The organism is Paraburkholderia lycopersici, from assembly GCF_900096975.1.
In the GTDB taxonomy this organism is placed as follows: Bacteria; Pseudomonadota; Gammaproteobacteria; order Burkholderiales; family Burkholderiaceae; genus Paraburkholderia; species Paraburkholderia lycopersici.
Map to the genome: position 1 here is coordinate 142,806 of NZ_FMYQ01000002.1, position 18,806 is coordinate 161,611.

18 protein-coding genes are annotated in these 18,806 nt (G+C 65.1%); 11 read left to right on the forward strand and 7 right to left on the reverse strand.

Features of this window, described 5'->3' with window-relative positions:
• The first annotated feature begins 70 nt into the window (after positions 1–70).
• The gene (locus tag BLU17_RS03540) at positions 71–1,072 is read left to right on the forward strand and encodes a helix-turn-helix domain-containing GNAT family N-acetyltransferase (RefSeq protein WP_091994501.1); all 1,002 of its coding nucleotides are present in this window, start codon (positions 71–73) and stop codon (positions 1,070–1,072) included.
• On the opposite strand, the gene BLU17_RS03545 is transcribed toward BLU17_RS03540, so the two are convergent.
• The gene (locus BLU17_RS03545; RefSeq protein ID WP_091994504.1) at positions 1,037–1,924 is read right to left on the reverse strand and encodes a LysR family transcriptional regulator; all 888 of its coding nucleotides are present in this window, start codon (positions 1,922–1,924) and stop codon (positions 1,037–1,039) included. The two genes, BLU17_RS03540 and BLU17_RS03545, sit on opposite strands and share 36 nt — an antisense overlap.
• Before the next feature lie 198 nt (positions 1,925–2,122).
• Between BLU17_RS03545 and BLU17_RS03550 the strand changes: the two genes are divergently transcribed.
• The 5 genes from BLU17_RS03550 to BLU17_RS03570 all read left to right on the forward strand — a co-directional run bounded on the left by BLU17_RS03550 (position 2,123) and on the right by BLU17_RS03570 (position 6,785).
• On the forward strand, positions 2,123–2,869 hold the full coding sequence (locus BLU17_RS03550; RefSeq protein WP_091994507.1) for an SDR family NAD(P)-dependent oxidoreductase: 747 nt from the start codon (positions 2,123–2,125) through the stop codon (positions 2,867–2,869).
• A 76-nt stretch (positions 2,870–2,945) separates the two neighbouring features.
• Complete coding sequence (locus BLU17_RS03555) at positions 2,946–4,049, forward strand: alkene reductase (RefSeq protein ID WP_091994511.1); 1,104 nt, start codon at positions 2,946–2,948, stop codon at positions 4,047–4,049.
• A 27-nt stretch (positions 4,050–4,076) separates the two neighbouring features.
• Entirely contained in the window at positions 4,077–4,724 is a 648-nt protein-coding gene (locus BLU17_RS03560; protein ID WP_091994513.1) for a glutathione S-transferase family protein, read from the forward strand.
• A gap of 243 nt (positions 4,725–4,967) precedes the next feature.
• Positions 4,968–5,714 (forward strand): SDR family NAD(P)-dependent oxidoreductase, encoded by a 747-nt coding sequence (locus BLU17_RS03565; RefSeq protein WP_091994516.1) that lies wholly within the window; start codon positions 4,968–4,970, stop codon positions 5,712–5,714.
• A gap of 321 nt (positions 5,715–6,035) precedes the next feature.
• A complete protein-coding gene (locus BLU17_RS03570) occupies positions 6,036–6,785 on the forward strand; it encodes an SDR family NAD(P)-dependent oxidoreductase (protein WP_091994518.1) in 750 nt (249 codons plus the stop codon).
• A 62-nt stretch (positions 6,786–6,847) separates the two neighbouring features.
• Here the strand turns inward: BLU17_RS03570 and BLU17_RS03575 are convergent, their stop codons facing one another.
• On the reverse strand, positions 6,848–7,747 hold the full coding sequence (locus BLU17_RS03575) for a LysR family transcriptional regulator (protein WP_091994522.1): 900 nt from the start codon (positions 7,745–7,747) through the stop codon (positions 6,848–6,850).
• A gap of 327 nt (positions 7,748–8,074) precedes the next feature.
• Between BLU17_RS03575 and BLU17_RS03580 the strand changes: the two genes are divergently transcribed.
• Positions 8,075–8,929 (forward strand): urea carboxylase-associated family protein, encoded by an 855-nt coding sequence (locus BLU17_RS03580; RefSeq protein ID WP_091994524.1) that lies wholly within the window; start codon positions 8,075–8,077, stop codon positions 8,927–8,929.
• A 135-nt stretch (positions 8,930–9,064) separates the two neighbouring features.
• Here BLU17_RS03580 and BLU17_RS03585 read toward each other — a convergent pair whose 3' ends face one another.
• Positions 9,065–9,502: a PRC-barrel domain-containing protein gene (locus BLU17_RS03585; RefSeq protein WP_091994526.1), complete on the reverse strand. Its 438-nt coding sequence runs from the start codon at positions 9,500–9,502 to the stop codon at positions 9,065–9,067.
• A 305-nt stretch (positions 9,503–9,807) separates the two neighbouring features.
• Positions 9,808–10,230: a Fur family transcriptional regulator gene (locus BLU17_RS03590; RefSeq protein ID WP_091994529.1), complete on the reverse strand. Its 423-nt coding sequence runs from the start codon at positions 10,228–10,230 to the stop codon at positions 9,808–9,810.
• Between the two features lie 2 nt (positions 10,231–10,232).
• Here BLU17_RS03590 and BLU17_RS32180 point away from each other — a divergent pair, with 2 nt between their 5' ends.
• From BLU17_RS32180 to BLU17_RS03605, 4 genes are all read left to right on the forward strand, one after another.
• On the forward strand, positions 10,233–10,508 hold the full coding sequence (locus tag BLU17_RS32180) for a hypothetical protein (RefSeq protein ID WP_143189171.1): 276 nt from the start codon (positions 10,233–10,235) through the stop codon (positions 10,506–10,508).
• Positions 10,508–10,720 (forward strand): hypothetical protein, encoded by a 213-nt coding sequence (locus BLU17_RS03595; RefSeq protein WP_091994532.1) that lies wholly within the window; start codon positions 10,508–10,510, stop codon positions 10,718–10,720. The genes BLU17_RS32180 and BLU17_RS03595 overlap by 1 nt, the downstream gene beginning before the upstream one ends.
• A complete protein-coding gene (locus tag BLU17_RS03600; protein WP_091994535.1) occupies positions 10,717–11,919 on the forward strand; it encodes a polysaccharide pyruvyl transferase family protein in 1,203 nt (400 codons plus the stop codon). Before BLU17_RS03595 ends, BLU17_RS03600 begins: the two co-directional genes overlap by 4 nt.
• A gap of 363 nt (positions 11,920–12,282) precedes the next feature.
• Positions 12,283–13,608, forward strand: a complete 1,326-nt coding sequence (locus BLU17_RS03605; RefSeq protein ID WP_425434061.1) for an MFS transporter — start codon at positions 12,283–12,285, stop codon at positions 13,606–13,608.
• Between the two features lie 22 nt (positions 13,609–13,630).
• Here the strand turns inward: BLU17_RS03605 and BLU17_RS03610 are convergent, their stop codons facing one another.
• From BLU17_RS03610 to BLU17_RS03620, 3 genes are all read right to left on the reverse strand, one after another.
• Entirely contained in the window at positions 13,631–14,428 is a 798-nt protein-coding gene (locus BLU17_RS03610; RefSeq protein ID WP_091994540.1) for a sulfite exporter TauE/SafE family protein, read from the reverse strand.
• Positions 14,429–14,548: 120 nt separating this feature from the next.
• Positions 14,549–15,091 (reverse strand): H-NS histone family protein, encoded by a 543-nt coding sequence (locus BLU17_RS03615; RefSeq protein ID WP_091994543.1) that lies wholly within the window; start codon positions 15,089–15,091, stop codon positions 14,549–14,551.
• A 244-nt stretch (positions 15,092–15,335) separates the two neighbouring features.
• On the reverse strand, positions 15,336–18,806 hold the full coding sequence (locus BLU17_RS03620; RefSeq protein ID WP_091994546.1) for an ATP-binding protein: 3,471 nt from the start codon (positions 18,804–18,806) through the stop codon (positions 15,336–15,338).

Sequence of the window (18,806 nt, forward strand, 5' to 3'; positions counted from 1 at the left end):
ATCCGTTCTTGCCCAAGTTGCGCCCCGCAACTAATATCGATTGCGATGCGCAACTTTCTTTGGGCCGACCATGGATATCATCGACGTTCCCGCCAAGAGTCGTGACGCAACCATCCTCGAGCTTCGCGATTTTTCCCGCAAACTGGTTCGCGAACTGGGTTTCATGCGCGCCACTTTGGCCAATAGCGATCTGGCGCCTTCGGCTGTTCACGCAGTCCTCGAAATCGGAATGGGGCCGGGCATCAGCGCGAAGGATCTGGCCGGCATCCTGCGGCTGGACAAATCGAACACGAGCAGGCAGCTTTCGCGGCTCGAAGCGGGCGGCCTGATCGAGCGACGAATCTCGAGCGACGACGCACGCGCCACTGAGCTGTACCTGACCGACGAAGGGGAAAACCTCCGGAAAAAGATCGACCAGTTCGCGACCGATCAGGTATCGAACGCCTTGCGCCGCATGGTGCCCGCCGATCAGCAAACGTTGCTCCGTTCTCTCGCGCTTTATGCCGATGCGCTCGCGAAAGACAACGATCCCGAAGCGGCCGCAGCGAAAGAGAACATCGCGCCGGTTTGCGAAGGCTACCGGCCGGGCTGCATTGGCGACATCGCGAGCCTCCACGCGCGCTTCTATTCAGAGCACTGGGGGTTCGGCGCTTTTTTCGAAAAGAAGGTCGCGAGCGAACTCGCCGAATTCGCGAACGCATTACCCGCCGACGGCAAGGCGCTTTGGCTCCGTATCGAAAATGGCCGCTCGCTCGCCTCTCTCGCGATCGATGGAGACAAGGCCACGGGAATCGCCCATCTGCGATGGTTCATCGTCGACGATGCATTGCGCGGCTCCGGCATCGGTCGGCAACTCATGACGTGTGCCATGCGCTTCGTCGACGAACAGCAATTCCGTGAAACGTACCTTTGGACCTTCAGCGGGCTCGATTCGGCGCGCCACCTGTACGAATCGTTTGGCTTCGCGCTGGACGAGCAATCGGAGGGAACGCAGTGGGGGACACGTGTCGTCGAGCAGCGCTTTAGCCGGCGGCGGTCAGGCAACCGGAAGCCCGAGCTCGTCGAGCCGTGAAAGAAAGAGCCGCAACGTAGGCGAGGTGTTGGCGCGGTTGTAGCCCACCACGAGATCGACCGTGGGCGCCTCGCCCGCCAGCGGCCGGCTCACGACGGACCACGGCAACAGGTTGTTCGCATACTCGGGCATGAGCGCGAGGCCACGCGTGGACGCCACGAGCGACATGGCCATCGCGAGGTTGTCCACGCCGTGCTCGGCCGTCACCGTCACGCGGTGCGCCTGCAGATAGCCCACGATCACTTCGTGCAGCACGCGCGCCTTGTTGGACGCCATGACGAACGGTTCGCCGGCGATGTCCTCCGGACCAATGGCGCGCTTCGCCGTGAGCCGGTGATCGCTCGGCATCAGCACGACGAGCCGCTCGCGGCTCACCACGCGGTATTCAAGGTCGAAGCCGGGCTCGGCGCGCAGAAAGCCGAGATCGAGCTTGCCGCGCGCGAGCGCGTCCGCCACGTCGGGCGAGTAGTAGCTCGACACCGTCACGTCGATATTGGGCAGTTCGTCGCGCAGCACATTCATCGCGCGTGGTAGCCAGGTCATTTCCTGGCCCGTGAGGAAACCCAGCGCGAATACCTTGCGTTCGGGCAGCGCCGCGCGGCGCGCGGCCTCGCCGGCGGCGTCCACCTGGGCGAGCGCGAGCCGCGCATGGTCGAGAAAAGCCTTGCCCGCCGCGGTCAACTCCACGCCGCGGGCGCTGCGGATAAACAGTTCCACGCCCACCTGGTCCTCCAGGTCGCGGATCTGGCGGCTCAGCGACGGCTGCGACGTGAAAAGCCGCTGCTCCGCCGCCACGGTCAGGCTGCCCGTTTCGGCCACGGCCACGAAATACCGCAGATGCCGCAATTCCATTGCTCTCTCCAGGCCGGCCATGCCTCGCAGGTATGCCGGCAAGCCTACAAAGTCTTTTTCCGCAGCGCAAGCGCCCTCTAGAGTACGGCACATGGCAACGCGAACGGCAAATGGCAGCAACGCCTGCCGCTACCGTCCGAGCCATGCCATCGCTCGCGGGCATGACAAGTCCGCCCGGCACATCGACAGGAGATTCGCATGTCCCAGCTCACCGGCAAGACCGCGCTCGTTACGGGCGCCTCGCGCGGCATCGGCCGTGCCATTGCGCTTTCGCTCGCCCGCGCCGGCGCGCAGGTGCTCGTGCACTACGGCAGCGCCGAAGACGCCGCCGACGCGGTCGTCGCCGAAATTCGCGCAGCGGGCGGCAAGGCCCAGAAAGTGGGCGCGAACCTGCGCGACGCCGAAGGCCCGCGTCAGTTGGCCAAACGCGTGCGGACGATCGTCGGCGACCGGCTCGACGTCCTCGTCGCCAACGCCGGCATCTCGAAGCCGGCACGGCTCGAAGATACAACTGTCGAGGACTTCGACGACCTCGTCGCCGTGAACGTGCGCGCCCCATACTTTCTGGTCCAGCAACTTTTGCCCACGATGTGCAAAGGCAGCAGCATCGTGCTGCTTTCCTCGCTCGCCGTTCGCAACGCCGTTGGCACGATCCCGGCGTACGCGGCCAGCAAGGGCGCGGTCGACACGCTCGTCGCCCACTTCGCCTCGACGCTCGGCCCGCGCGGCATACGCGTAAACGCCGTCGCCCCGGGCGTGGTCGCGACCGACATGTCGAGCTTTACGAAAACCGAAACGGGCCGCGCGACGGCGTTGGGCATGCAGGCATTCAAGCGCATCGCCCAGCCGGAGGACATTGCGGACGCCGTCGCTTTCCTCGCCTCCGACGCGGCCCGCTGGGTAACCGGCGACACGCTGCGCATCGACGGCGGATCGCGACTCTGAAGCCGGAATCGCGCTGAGCATTGCACACCATCCGCCCTATTACTTCGCATTCCATACTGATACACGGAGAATCGTCATGCCTTCCCTCTTTTCACCGGCTCAAGTCGGCCCCTACACTCTCTCGCATCGCATCGCGCTCGCGCCCCTCACGCGCATGCGCGCGCAAGCGGGCGACGTGCCGGGCAGCCTGATGGCCGAGTACTACACGCAGCGTGCAACCGAAGGTGGCTTGCTGATCGCCGAAGCGACGTCCGTCTCGGTGCGCGGCAATGGCTACCTGGGCGCGCCAGGCATTTACGCCGATGACCAGATCGCCGGATGGAAGCGCGTGGTCGATGCGGTGCATGCGAAAGGCGCACGTATCTTTCTGCAGCTTTATCACGCGGGCCGCCAGTCGCATCGCGACCTGCAGCCCGGCGGCGCCGCGCCGCTCGCGCCTTCGGCCGTCGGCTTCGAAGGCATGGCCCACACGAAGGACGGCTGGCAAAGCGCCACGCCGCCGCGCGAAATGACGCTCGAGGACATCGAGGCGGCCATCGAGGAATTCCGCGCTGGCGCTGCGCGCGCGCTGGCGGCGGGTTTCGACGGCGTCGAGATTCATGGCGCGAACGGCTACCTCGTCGACCAGTTCCTGCAGGACGGCTCGAACCGGCGCACCGACGCATACGGCGGCTCGCGCGAAAACCGCGCGCGCTTCCTGCTGGACGTGACCGCGGCTGCGGCCGCGGTGTTCGGCGGCGAGCGCGTGGGCGTGCGCATCGCGCCGGGCGGAACGTTCGGCGGCATGTCGGACAGCGACCCGGCCGCGACCTTTAGTCATGCCGCGCGCGAACTGAATGGATTCGGCCTCGCCTGGCTGCACGTGATCGAGCCGCGCGTGGCAGGCAACCAGGAAGTGGAGGAAGGGGCAAACGCCATCGCGGCACGCGATCTTCGCGCGCACTTCGACGGCCCAATCATCGCGGCCGGCGGCTTTTCGCCGGAAACGGCGGCCGCCATCGTCGAGGCGGGCGACGCCGACCTCGTCGCATTCGGTCGCCACTTCATCGCCAACCCGGACCTGCCGCACCGCATCCGCCACGGTCTGCCGCTCAACGCCTACGACCGCGGCACGTTCTATGGCGGCGACCATCGCGGCTATACCGACTATCCGAGAGCATCGAAAACCATCACCGCGTAATAGCGCTTTTTATTGAGGATTGCAGACATGACAACCGAATCTCCGTTGCTGTATGAATCGAAGGCCTCGCCCAATGCACGGCGCGTACGGATCTTCATCGCCGAAAAGGGCATCGGGATCCCGATGCGCGCCGTGGACCTGGGCGCGAAGGAGCAGTTTTCCGACGCGTACAAGGCGATCAACCCGCGCAGTCAGGTCCCCGCGCTCGTCCTGCCCGACGGCGCGACGATCACGGAAGTGACGGCGATCTGGCGCTACCTCGAAGAGACGTACCCCGAGAGGCCGCTGCTCGGGGGCGACGCCAGAACGAAGGCGCTCGTCGCGATGTGGGAGCGACGCGCGGAGCTCGACGGCTTTGCGCCCGTGATGGAGGGCGTGCGCAACGCGGCGGCGAGCCTGAAGGGCCGCGCGCTGTCCGGCCCGCATGCCTATGAGCAAATCCCCGAAATCGTGGCGCGCAGCCGCAAGCGCGTCGAAAACTTCTACGACGACTTCGAGGCGCGGCTCGCTTCGGAGCGCTTCGTGGCCGGCGAAACGTACTCGGCCGCCGACATCACGACGCTCGCGGCGGTGGACTTCGCTACGAAAGCGTTCAGCATGCCGATTCCCGAACGCCACCTGGCGCTGCGCCGCTGGTATGAGGAGGTCGCGGCGCGGCCCTCGGCCGGCGCGTAAATCACGGCGCTCCGATGCTGCAAAGGCCGCCATGCCCGCACAGGAAAGTGGCTTTTGCATCTCTGGGCGCAATGCCCGGCCCGCGCGGAGGCGGCAACATCGGACCATCGCTGACTCATGCTTCCGAGGCATGGCCACCCGCCTGGAAAGTCTTTTTCCTGCGTGCGCCGGGCCGCTAAATTGGTTTCCAGCAGCACCTCTTTACCGGCCCCTGCGCCACCCCAAACTCTCAGGAGAACGATCATGTCGAAGCTCAACGGAAAGACCGCCCTCGTCACCGGCGCCTCGCGCGGTATCGGACGCGCCAGCGCCCTGGCCCTCGCGCACCAGGGCGCGCATGTCCTGGTTCACTACAACAGCGGCGCAGCGGCCGCCGACGAAGTCGTCGAAGCGATCCGCGCCGCCGGCGGCCGCGCCGACAAGGTACAGGCCGACATGGGCGCCGCCGACGGCCCGCATACGCTCGCCGCCCGCGTGCGCGAGATCGTGGGCGAACGGCTCGACGTCGTGGTCGCCAACGCCGGCATTGCGAAGGAACTGGGCATCCAGGACATCACCGTGGCCGACTTCGACGAGCTCTTCGCCGTCAACGTCCGTGCGCCGTACTTCCTCGTGCAGCAACTGCTGCCCGTGCTCGGCGAAGGCAGCAGCGTCGTGCTGCTCTCGTCGCTGGCTGCCCGCTCCGCCGTCGGACAGCTCAGCGCCTACGCCGCGACCAAGGGCGCCATCGACACGCTCGTGCTGCATTTCGCGGCCGCGCTCGGCGAACGCGGCATCCGCGTGAACGCGGTCGCACCGGGCATCGTCGCCACCGACATGTCCGCGTTCGCCCGCACCGATGCCGGACGCGATTTCACGCTCGGGCTGCAGGCGCTGCAACGCGTGGCCGGAGCCGAGGACATCGCCGACGCCGTTGCCTTCCTCGCCTCCGACGACGCCCGCTGGATCACCGGCGACACGCTGCGCGTGGACGGCGGCTCGAAGCTCTGAATCCGAACCCGGGCACCAGGGCATCGAATCCTTTCCAGATAATAAGGCATCCAAAATGAACGCGAACGAACTCGGGCTACCCTCGCCCGTGCGAGCACGGCTCGCTACAACTCGCACACCGCGTCGTGCCGGCGCCTTCGATCATGCGGGCGCCGAGGCGGTCCTGCGAAGCGGACAACTCGGACCGCCGCCGTCGCCGCGATCAAAGATCATCTCGCTTTCTATCCCGACCGCGCGGACTCTATAGAAGTCCCGAAAGACTGAGCGCACCTCCATTCTGAACATGCGCCGAACCCGTGCAACACTCACCGGAGCAACAACATGAGCACCCAACCTGTCGTTTTGATTACCGGCGCGTTGACCGGCATCGGCCGCGCCACCGCCCTCGCCTACGGACGCGACAATGCACGCGTGGTGGTTTCCGGCCGCCGCGACGAGGCTGGCCGCGCACTGGCGGACGACATCCGCGCACTCGGCGCGCAGGCCGAATACATTCGCGCCGACGTCAGCAAGGAAGACGACGTGCGCGTGCTGGTCGAGCGCACGATCGAGCGTTTCGGCCGCCTCGACATCGCCGTCAACGCGGCCGGCGCCGAAGGCGAGCCCGGTCCCGTCACCGGGCAGACGCCCGAGCGCTACATGGCCGTGTTCGATGCGAACGTGCTCGGCACACTGCTCGCGATGAAGCACGAACTGCGCGCCATGACGGCGCAGGGCAACGGCAGCATCGTTAACATTTCGTCGACGATGGGCTCGCGCGGCGCGCCCAACGTTTCTCTGTACGTGGCGAGCAAACACGCCGTGGAGGGCCTGACGAAATCGGCCGCGCTCGAGGCGGCGCCGTTCGGCGTGCGCGTGAATGCAGTGGCGCCGGGGCCCGTCCAGACCGCCATGCTCGACCGCTTCACGCTCAACCCCGAACGCAAGGCCGCCATGCTCGCGGGCGTGCCGCTCAAGCGCGCAGGCAACCCCGAGGAAATCGCGGACGCGATCCGCTTCGTCGGCTCGGCGGCGGCCAGCTTCATGACGGGCGAAATTCTACGCGTGAACGGCGGGCGCACGGCGGCGTAATGCGACGTTCCCGCGCAAGCCATTCGAACGGACGACGCGGCTCGACGCGCAACGAGCAAACATCAGCCGAAATACGCGGCAATACGATCGCGCAGCAAATCGCACAGCGCGTTGACGGTCGGCGAGAGCATCGTGCGATGGGCGCAGACGAGATGCAGCGGCGCATCCTCGCCCTGGAACGCATCGAGCGCGGTTTCGAGGCGGCCTGCCCTGATGTCCGCGAGCACATCCAGACGCGATTTGTACGCGAGCCCGTGCCCCGCCACCGCCCAGCGGCGCACGAGTTCGCCGTCGTCACTGCTGCGGTCGCCATGCACGCGCACCACGGCCGCATCGCCGCCGCCGAAAAAGGTCCAGCGATCGTGCAGCACGCCGCTCAGCGCGAAGCGCAGGCAGTTGTGGCGAGAGAGATCGGCAGGTGACACAGGCTTGCCATGGCGCGCGAAATACGCCGGCGCGCCGCACAGCACGCGCCGGTTCGCGGGCGCGAGCGGCAGCGCCACGAGCGCGGAATCCTCGGGCACGCCGTAGCGAATCGCCACGGCAACCGGCGAGCGGAACATATCGGTCACATGGTCGCCGATGTGCACCTGAAACGACACTGCCGGATGCTGAGCCTGAAATTCGTCGAGCCAGAGCATGAGCACGCTGCGCCCGAGGTCGGAGGGAATCGACAGCGACACCGTGCCGCCGATCGTCATGCGTCCGCGCACCACGGCGTTCTGGCCGGCTTCCACCTGTTCCATGACGTTGCGCGCATAGTCGAGGTAACGCTCGCCATCCGGCGTGAGCCGCAGGCTACGCGTGGAGCGCGCGAGCAGGCGGGTGCCGAGTTCGGCTTCGAGCCGCTTGAGCCCGACGCTCGCCACGGCGGGCGTGAGATCCAGTTGGCGCGCGGCAGCCGAAAGGCTTCCATTGTCCGCCGCGCTGATGAAGATGACGAGGTCTTCCAGTCTGATCATGTACCGTCGCGTGTCGATGGATGGCGGGGCGCGATGCCGGCGCGCCGCTGTCATGGGGTAGGCGAACTGTACACGAACGCAACGCGATGAGATCGCGGGACCGACGGCGCGAACTCGCCGCAGGCTCGACCCGGGGTCCGGCCGACATCACAGGTGAACTCTGCATTGCTCGCGGCCCGGCGGTTTCTATACTGCTTCGTACGCCCCCGCGAACCCACAGGTCCGTCTCACCCATGTCTAGCCAGGCCGCCCGTGGGCTTCGTTCTGCCGACGATCCGCGCATCGCCGCCACAACGGCGAGCGGAATTTGACAAGGAGTACGATGCAATGCTGAATTATCCCGCCGCTTACCAGTCCACGAAAGGCTCCGCGCTCGAGGTAAACGAGCCCTTCTACCGTCACATCGCCGAGGAGCGCGACCAGCGCGAACTGATCGAATCGATCGTCGTGCCGATACGCTCGGGGCAGGCCTGGAGCGTGCCTGCCGGGCACGTGTTCCGCATCGTGACAATAGAAGGGCCGCAGGTGGCCGACCTCAATCTCTGGAACCGGCACGATCCGCGCGAACGCATGTGGGCCTCACGCACGCGCCAGTTGCAGCAGGCGCACGTGAGCACGCTCGACCGCCTGTGGTCCACGCTGCCCTTCCTGCGCCCGATGGTCACGATCACGGACGACAGCCTGGCCGGCTACGGCGTCGATGAGCACGGCGGGCGTGTCCACGATCTGCTTGGCACGCGCTGCGACCCCTACGTCAACCGCATGCTGACCGGAGAGGACTTCCACTTTCACTGCCACTCGAATCTCACGCGCGCCATCGCGCCCTATGGACTCACCGAATACGACGTGCACGACGTGCTCAACGTGTTTCAGTGCACCGGCCTGAATCTGGAGGACAAGTACTTCATGAAGGCCTGCCCGGCGAAGAAAGGCGACTACCTCGAATTCTTCGCGGAGATCGACCTGTTGTGCGCACTCTCGACCTGCCCCGGCGGAGATCTTTCGCTGCCGATGTGGGGTCCGGATGCGCGCGACCCTCTCGATGTATGCCGCCCGCTCGGCGTCGAAATCTACCGGCTCGCGCCCGCGTTGCTCGCGGGTTGGTCGCCGCCGCCCGTCGCCGAATATCGCGGCTTGCACGGCATGACATTACCGCAGCCCGACTGGAAGTATGGCTGCTGAAGCGCACGCCCGAAACCGCATGATCGCTGCGCCGGCAAGGACCGGGGCCGACTGGTTGCGATGCGCAAAAAGCCGTCGGGCCATGCGCCCACATCATGTGTTCGCATGGCCCGACGGTTTGCTGCACTCGAATGCTTACTGCTGCTTTACGACCTTCTTCGGCTTCGGCGGCGACTCCACTTTTGCGTACTGGAACGCGGGGGTCGCCTTCAGCGCTTCCTTGGTCGCGCCGGGCAAATAGAGATTGCCCTGATGCACGTCGAGCGAAGCGATCGGCACCGCGACGTCGTGCGAGCCGACGCCGAGGAAACCGCCCGCCGCAACGATTGCCGCTGAAACAGAGCCGTCCGGCGCCACGATCAGATCGCGCACCGTGCCGATTTTCACGTTGTCGTCGTTGTAGACGGGCTTGCCGAGCACGCTCTTCTTCACGCTCCAGCCTTCGAGCAGCGCCTGCGACTGCTCGACCGAAACGCTCAAGGGCTGTGCGCCCGCGATCTGGGCATTTGCGCTCGCGCTGGCTACCACGGCGCCGAATGCGGCCACGGCCAACATCGTCTTGCGGAAAGACATTTTGCTTTACTCCTATATTCTGGTGTGGTTTCGCCGCACAAATTACTGCGTGTCTGCAGGCGCAACGCCATGGTAGCGGGTATGGCGACGGCGTGCGTTCAAGGTGCTTGCAAGGTATGCAGCAAAGCCCACCAGCGCGAGAATCCGGCGGATCGCCGTGGCGCAGTGCTATCCGAAATCGACCGAGCCGGTCGGCAAGATCGTCGTGGCGCTCTGATTCTTCGAGCCATGGGCGGCCAGGGTCAACGTCCGCTCGCCCGCAAGCACATCGGCCGCACGTGCACGAACGAAGAAAGAGCGGAAACTCACGCGGCTGGAGCGCATTGGGCGCAAAGCCCGAAAATGACGAGGCTGGAACGCGTATAGCGAAAGTGCTTCGCCGCCGCGATGGCGGCATGCTGCTCCTGCAAAGCGGGCTCGTCGATGTCATGCACACTCTTGCAGTTCTCGCAAACGAGATGCGCATGCGGCACGCCACGGCCCAGTTCGTACACCACGCGCGTTTCGCCTACCCACGTGCTCGCGAGCACGGCCGCTTCCACCAACTGCGCGAGCGCGCGATACACACTCGCAAGGCTGCACTGCTCCGCGTCCTTCGCAATCCGGCGGAACACCTGGTCGGCGGTCATATGCTCATGGGGTGCATCATGAAACACGTTCAGCACGGCCACGCGGCTGGACGTGGGGCGCAGGCGCGCTCTCTTCAGATCGGAGTAGACCGTTCTCATTCGTGGAAAAACACATCGGCAAAGCGGACAGTTTCCCCGACGGTTGCTTAAGGCTTCCTTATGACTACACTATGGACGGCACCGCGGCCGGCCTCGGCACGCAAAACGATGCAAAGCGCCCGAGCGCGGCACAAAAACCGTTGCCGCTCAACGGGCGGCACGTGCGGGACAATCCGGGGATGCTACAGGGCACGCCGCCTTACAGATTGAAAAAAACACACGACTGGCGGATATTGGGCAAAAGTGACTTAGTCCGATCTAGAGATAAGGACTTCTGATGAAGCAGGACGCGTTCTCGTCGCGCGATGTGGTCGTTGCCGAAGGCTCGTCGGCGGCGCGGCTCGTGGCACCGGCGCTCGTCGAACGCTACACCGTCGAGCTGATCCGGCCAAGTCCAGGCGTTCGAACGCCGGCAATCTCCGTCGCGATGCGCAAGGACACCGAGAACCGCCGTGCCTCTCGGGCGGTGCGCGATTTGAGGCTGGCATGACGCACACGCCCACCGTACTCTTCGGCGCGTTCGACCGGCACAATTTCGGCGACCTGTTGATCGCACAGGTGGCCGCGCGCATGTTGCCGCGCCGCGAGCTGCTCTTCGCCGGACTTGCCTCCAGAGATCCGCACGGCGACGGCGGACCGGTCACCGTCGCGCTCGCGCGTATCGTCGCGTTTGCGCGCGGCCGCGCCGTGAACGTGATTCACGCGGGCGGCGAAGTGTTGACCTGCGACGCGTGGGAAGCCGCCGTCATGCTCGCCCCGCCGCGGCGTGCGCAGGCACTCATTGCGGCAGAAAGCGAATGGCTGCGCGACAAGCGCATATGGGCGCGCGAGCAACTCGGCGTTGCCTCGCTCGCGCCCTATGTACTCTCGAAATCCGCGCTGCCCGGCGTACGCGTGAAGCACCTCGCGTTCAACGCCGTGGGCGGCGTCGATCTCGACGCACGCGATCCGCAATTGTGCGCCGACGTGCTGGCTGCCTTGCAATCCGCAGACACGGTAAGCGTGCGCGATCGGCAAACGCAGGCGCGGCTGGCAGAACGAGGCATCGACGCCCGCCTGATACCGGACCCCGCCGCGATGACCGCCGCCTTGTTCGGCGCGAACATACGCCGCCACGCCATGAACGCCGCGCTACGCGAGGTGACGGAAACGTTCCCCCACGGCTACGCAGCAGTGCAGTTCAGCGCCGACTTCGGCGACGATGCGACGCTCGACGTGCTGGCCACCCAGCTTGAACGCGTCACGCAGAGGCACGGCATGGGCCTCGTGCTGTTTCGTGCGGGCGCCGCGCCCTGGCACGACGACCTTGGCGTGTACGAGCGGCTAGCGGCGCGCCTGAGTGCGAAAGCGGTTCGTGTGTTCGTTTCGCTGAACGTATGGGACATCTGCGCACTGATCGCACGGAGCCGCATATTCTGCGGCAGCAGCCTGCACGGACGCATCGTGGCGATGGCTTATGGGCTTCCACGCGTCAACTTCAGGCATCCTGATCATTCCGCTTCCTCGGGAAAACACGCGGCTTACGCGGCAACGTGGGATGCGGAGGGTGTCGCCGGCACGGTGCCTCTGGCGGGCCTTTTCGGTGCCGTTGTCGGCGCGTTGGCCGCCCGGCGCGAGCCGCTGCGCAATATCGCAGCCACACTCGCGCGACAGTATCGCAGCGAATTCGAAACCTTGGCTATGCGTTGAAAAAGCACGACATGCCCCATCTCGCGCCTGCCCGGCTTCGGAGCCCCCGGCCGGATACACGCCTCCGACGCGAGCGCCGTCTGAATGGCTGCCAGGAGCGTCGCCTGAAAAACGTTGCCACAAGCACAACGCATTTGGGTTTCAACCAGGTGTCTCCCCGTCGCGGCATCAATAAAGTGCGTGCTATGACCTGTATCGGCATCGGCATACGTCGCGCGCACTACGCATGCCATTTCATCGATGCACGCGCAACTTGTCCCCTACACGCTTTCAAAATGTAAAGAGGTCGCGATGTCTATTGAAAAGTCGGCGGAAATTGCCGCCCGCCTCGACCGGCTGCCGCCATCACGCACGGTCTGGTCGATGGTAATTCTGCTTTCGCTCGGCGGAGTATTCGAGTTCTACGACCTGTTTTTCACCGGCTATGTCGCGCCCGGCATGGTGCATTCGGGGCTCTTCACGCCGGAGTCGCTCGGCTTCTTTTCGGCGCTCGGGCCGCTCAAGGTAGCCGGCTTCGGCACCTTCGTGTTCTCGACGTTCGCCGGCCTGTGGGTCGGCGCGCTCGCGTTCGGTCAGGTGGCCGACCGCTTCGGGCGGCGCATCATCTTCACCTGGTCGCTGATCTGGTACATCGTCTGCACGGCCATCATGGCATTCCAGACCAGCGGGCAGACTCTCAATATCTGGCGCTTCGTCGCTGGAATCGGCATCGGCATCGAGCTCGTGACCATCGACACATATATCTCCGAGCTGATTCCGGGCTGCGAGCGCGGGCGCGCCTATGCGGTCAACCAGTTCATCACGTTCAGCGTCGTGCCCGTGGTCGCGTTTCTCGCTTATATACTCAAGGATACGCATCCTGTCGGCCTCGACTACTGGCGCGTGGTGATCCTCATCGGCTCGATCGGCGCGATCGTGGTGTGGTTCCTGCGCCGTAGCATTCCGGAGAGCCCGCGCTGGCTCGCGCGCAACGGGCGCGTGGACGAAGCGGAACGAATCGTGGCCGATATCGAGCGCCGCGTAGCCGCTGAAACGGGCACGCCCTTGCCGCCGCTCGGCCCGCTCGCGCTGGAAAAAGGCGGGCGCGGGTCGCTTGGCGAAGTGCTGCGTCCGCCTTATTTGCGGCGCACGGTCATTCTGTCGATTTTCAACATGGCGCAGGTCATCGGCTTTTACGGCTTCGCCGCATGGGTGCCGACGCTGCTGATCGCCCGCGGCGTTCACATCACACAGAGTCTCGCCTACGCCTTCGTGATTGCGATCGCCAATCCGTTCGGGCCGCTGCTCGGCGTCTGGTTCGCGGACAAAGTCGAACGCAAGACGCAGATCGTCGGCGGCCTGCTGATCATGGCCATCGTCATCACGCTATTCGCGCAGGCTTCGCAGCCATGGCTCCTGATCGCGCTGGGCGTGCTCTTCACGCTTGCTTCCAACGTGATGTCGTATGCCTATCACGGCTATCAGGCCGAACTCTATCCCACGCGCGTCCGGGCGCGGGCAGTGGGATTCGTGTATTCGTGGAGCCGCATTGCCGCCGCGTTTGCGGGGCTCGCGATCGGCATCCTGCTACATCATTACGGTGTGCCTGGCGTTGCGGTATTCATCGGCGCCTCGATGCTCGTGGGCATCGTGATGATCCTGCTCGGACCTGTCACGCGCGGGCTGCCGCTCGAGACCATCAGCCATTGAGCGCGGGCGTGCGGCGCGACCGTCAGAACAGCACGTGTGACTTGACAATCATCTGTGCTGCCGCGGCCAGCACGCACACGAGCACGACAACACGAAACGCAAGCGGATGCAGGTTGTCGCGCAGCGGGCGAATGAGCAGCATGCCCACAATCGCGGGTACGCTCGCGGCCCCCGAAATCGCGAGGTCGATGAGGTTGGCGTGCGCGCCGTGGCTGAACGTCGTGATGAGCGTGACGACCGACACGACGAGTATGATCGCGATCTGCTTGGTAAAGGCGCGGCCCGTCGCGCCCGATGCAATCAGATACATGGCGAGCAACGGCCCGGGCACCGCGGCGATGCTTTCCATGAGCGCCGCGCCGAAGCCGAGCGCGAAGCCCACGGGCCTCGCGAGTGCCGGCGAGAGCGTGAAGCGCGGAGAAACGAGCAGCAGCACAGCCGCCACGATCAACGCCACGCCCGAAGCCGCCTGGGCGTGATGCGGCTCCAGCGCGAGCAGCACCGACACTCCGAGCACGTTGCCAATTACCGTGCCGATTAACGGCGCGGCGATATTGCGCAAGGTAGGCAGCATTTCGCCGCCTTCCAGCGCTTGCGGAATATTGCCGAGAATGATCGGCATGGAGAGCAGCAGCACCGCTTCCTTGACCGGCAGGAAATGCGTAACGATAGGCATCGCCACAAGCGGCACGCCGATGCCGGTCACGCCCTTCACCATGCCGCCCAATACGAGCGCAAGCGCAATGCCGAATAGTTGAAGCGCGTCGAGCGACTGTAAATGGGGCGCGAGAAGGCCCGAGGAAAGGGAGAGGCCGGACATCGTAGGGAAATAGGGAAATGGGCGCGAGTATTTTCGCGCCGCGCATGTAAAAGTGGCCGCGGGCGTCTAAGCGCCGGCGCGGCCACCTGTTCGCGAGTAATGCCCGCTTAAACGATTCTTTTAAGCAGGTGCTGCGGCTTGTGGCTGCTTTGCGGCGACGTTTCGACCAGCCGATCTGCGTGCCGCTTTTTTTGCGGGCGCGGCTTTCTTCGCGGGCGCTGCCTTCGCCCGCTTCGTTGCGGCCTTGTTCACCGCTGCCGAATTGGCGCGCGTTTTCCGTGCCGCCTTCGCTGCGACCTTGCGGCCTGCGGTTTTAGCACCTGCCGAACCATTCGCCGCGCTGCCGTCGACCAGGAATTTCGAACGGTCTTTCACGTCGCGAATCCAGGCCGGCGCACGGCCGCGGCCGGTCCACGTCGCGCCCGTTTTCGGGTCGGCGTATTTCGCTACAACCGCGCGCTTCGTTGCGGTCCTGGCACCCGCGCCCGGCTTGCGGCCACGTTTCTTGCCGATAAAGCGCTCGATGTCGGCCAGGCTCAGACCATGCCTTGCCATCAGATCGCGAATTTTCGTGAGTCCGACCGACGTCTGTTTTTCCACGATCGATTCGGCCTGCTTTTGCAGCTTTGCGATCTTCGATTGAATTGCATCCAGAGTGACCATTCAAATCTCCTTATTCACGGTTTTTTACGGACGCCCTTCAAACATCGTTGGGAGATCGAAATGCGATCTCGTCCGTGCGGGCGTCGCGAAAGATAGGGCAATTATGAAGTCAAATCACACACGCTGGCAATTTTAAACGATTGAATTGCGCTGAAAAGTACGTTTGCGGACCAAAAGGTGGATTGCAGTCCAAACATCGCCTTCAAATTTACATTACGCAACATTCGCACCGGACATTTCCGCACTATGCCGGTGCCTGCGCGCGCTGCAATTCGACGACATTGACCTGTGTGCCAAATACCTCGCGAATCAGCGGCAAAAGGTGATCGTGGTGCGTGAGAAACAAGACCTGGGTTTTCACGGAGAGGTCACGTAACGCGAAGAAACCGGCCCTGGCGCGTTCGTCGTCGAAATTGATGAACAGGTCGTCGGCGACGAATGGCAACGCCGCCTTGCTCGCCAGTTGCAATTCGAGCGCCGCGATGCGCAGCGCGAGAAAAAGCTGGTCGCGCGTGCCTTCGCTCAGTCCGCTCACTTCCACCGTTTTTCCGTTGCCGCGACGCGCATGCAACGCGGGCGGATTGCGCTCCGTATCGACCACGAGGCGCGCAAATTCGCCAAGCGTAAGTCCACTGAATATTTCTCCCGCGCGACGCAGCATCGGCCCCTGCTTCTGGTCGCGATAGCGGTCCGTTGCCCATTTGAGCAGGCGGCTTGCGGTCGCGGCTTCGAGATACTGTTCCGCGGCTTCGCCCATTGCGCTCAGCGCTTCCTGGCGCTTCGCCTCCGCAAGCGCCGCGTTGGCCTGGCCGTTAACCGCGTCGAACGACTGGGCGGCGCTGACCTGTTGCTGCAATTTTTCGCTCAGCGCTCGGCCGTGCGCCTCGAGTTGCTGCTTCACGGTTTCGAGCAGTGCCGGCACCTCGGTAATAGGCTGCTCCGCGATTTCCGCCGCGATGGCTTCCTGCGAAAGGCCGTCGCCTTCGCGCACGAGCGTGTCGCGCGCCGCCGAAATCGCGTTCGACAACGCGCGGCGCGCATCGGAGCGCTCGGCAAGCGGCAACGCCGCATCGATGTCATTCACGCCCGCAAGCTTCAGGATGGGTTCGATGCGCGCCTGCGCGCCCGCCACTGCGGCAACCGCATCCGCCACGCGCGTACGCGCGACCTGCAAGTCGGCCTCGGCCTGGGCGAACGATTTCGCCGTTTCGCGTGCGCGAGCAAGCCGCTCCGTGAGTTGGCGTGCCACGTCGATCCCGTCGCTCGACGCGAGGTATTCGGGTGCCAGCGCCTCGGCGAGGCGCCGCGCGTCAGCTTCGAGCGCCTGCAATTGCGCGTGGATCGCACGCATGCGATTGCGCGGCGCTTCGGCGTCCGCGAACGCAGCCGCAATGGAATTGGCCAGTTCCACGGCACCTTCCGCCGCCGCGAGCGTTGCGGCGCGCGCGCCGAGATTCGCTTGCGCGAGCGCATCGCGCCACTGCGTCTGCCACTTTTCGTAGGCCTCCTGCTCAATCGCCAACCTGGATTGAGCGGATTCGTGCGCGCGTTCGGCGTCGCGCAATTGCGACTGCAAACTTTCGCGTTGCACGGCGCTTTTCTGCGCCGACAGCTCGAAGTTTTCGGCCGCGCCGATCAGCGTCATCAATACGTCGCCTTCATTTGCACTGGAAACCGCACGCAATGCTTCGAGCAGCGCCGCGTGCGCGGCGGTGCGTGCGGCACGGCGCTCGTCGAGCTCGCCCGCGCGCCGGTCGCGCTCGCTCTGCGCCGCAAGCACGGCTTCGCGACCCGCGAGCCACGCGCCCATGTCCGCGAAAGGCATGCCTGGCAACTGCGCGGCGTTGGCGGTGTGCGTCCATGCCGCCTGAAAATTTTCGCGCTCCTGCTCACGCTCGTTCAGCGCGGCAAGCTTGCGCCGAGCGTTCGCCCGCGCCGCTTCGAGTTGCTGACGCAGGTTCTGCAATGTGGCCGCGGCCTGCGAGGTGCCGAGTTGCGCGTCGACTAGCTCGTCGGCAAGGCGGATCGCATCGTCGACGAGGGGCGCACCGTCCGCGAGGCTCACGCGCGCCTGCTTGACTTCATCCCACGCGCTATCGCGGCGCGTACGCGCTGCCTGAACCTGTGCGGTAGTGACGACTTTGTTGCCCTGCGTGAAATGCCTTTCCTGCAGTTCGAGGCGCCCGGCTTCCTCTTGCGCCGCGGCGGCCGCTTCGCGCGCCGCGGTCAACGCGCTTGCGCATGCGTTCTCTTCTTTTTGAAGCGCGGCAAGGCGCGTCGCGGAAGGCACGTCGAGCGCGCGCAACACGTGCACCGGCTTGCGCCATTGCCCTAGCTGTTCGAGCTTTTCTTCGAGCGCGCGTTGCGCGTCCGCAAGTTCGCGTTCCAGCGCGCTTTCCTTCGCCGCGCTGTTACGGAACTCGCGCGCATTGTCGAGCGCCCCATGCAGAGCATGCGGCACCTCGATGCCGGGCAAGCGCGTCAACTCGTCCCGCAGTTGGGCGAGCCGGCGCGCCTGTTCGTCGCGCGCTTCGCGTGCGCTCGTCAGCGCCTGCTCGCGCACGCCGTGATCGCGCAGCAGATTCGTCACGGTCTTTAGTGCCAGCGCGCCGGGCAGCGCCGCGCGCAATTCCGTCTCCTCTGTGGGCCAGCCTAGCTGGGCGGCCGCCGCAAACGCCGCGTCGAGATGACTCCGGATCTCCGTTTCCCGCACCAGCAGTTCGCGCGGATGATTGATGCACTCCCCACGCAAATCAGCGAGCACGTCGATTTCGGCGGCGAGCGCGAGCGCCGCGCAATCAGGCTCGATCGCATCGCGTGATGCTTCCCTGGCGGCAAGATCGGCTTGGCGCGCTTCCTGCACCTTGCGCTCGGCGGCGATGTCGGCTTGCGCCTTCAGCAGATCGGCATATGCGGTGGGCGGCAAATCGACGACATCGCCAAGCGCGGCCAGTGCGTTTTGCTTGAACGACAGCTCCTCGAGATACGGCGCCAGCCGACGCACCCGCTCCAGCTTCGAGCGTTGCGATTCGAGACCCCGCTGTTCGGCACGCAGGCGCGCGATCGCCTGCTCGACCGATTCGAGCGCTTCCTTTTTTTCGACCCAGTCGCGCGTGCGCACTTGCGCCGCCTTGAGTTCGGCCGTCGCCTCCGTGAACGCGGTTTCTGCTTGTGCATACGCACTACCGCTGCGCCGGGGCGCCCAGAGTTCGGTCGCGCGATTTTCCAGTTCTTCTCGCACGGGCCCGAGACTGCCTACGCCTGCGGCCGATTCGAACAGCACCTGGCCGAGCTTGTCCGACGCGTCGAGAATGCTGCGGCCGCCTTCGACGAGCCGCGCGTGATCGAGGCCGAACATCTGTTCGAAGAACTCTTTGCTCGCGCCATCGAGGAATGCGGCGAGAAAGTCGTCGGGCAGTTTGCCGTCCTGCGGCGTGCGCAGTGAATTGCGGCCCCGCGCGCGGTGAAACCGCAACTCGTTCACGCCGTTTTCCAGCACGCCGCCAATGCGCAATTCAGGCGTGCCGTGCAGAAAATCGAGCGGCGTTTGCAGGCGCATGCCGAACAACAGCTCCGACACGGCGGTACGCACCGTGGACTTGCCCGCTTCGTTCGGTCCCACGATCACGTGAAAGTCATGCTCCGCACTGGCAAACGGCAAGGTCGCATCCGTGAACTTGCCGTATTTGATCAAATCGAGTTGCTTGAGACGCAC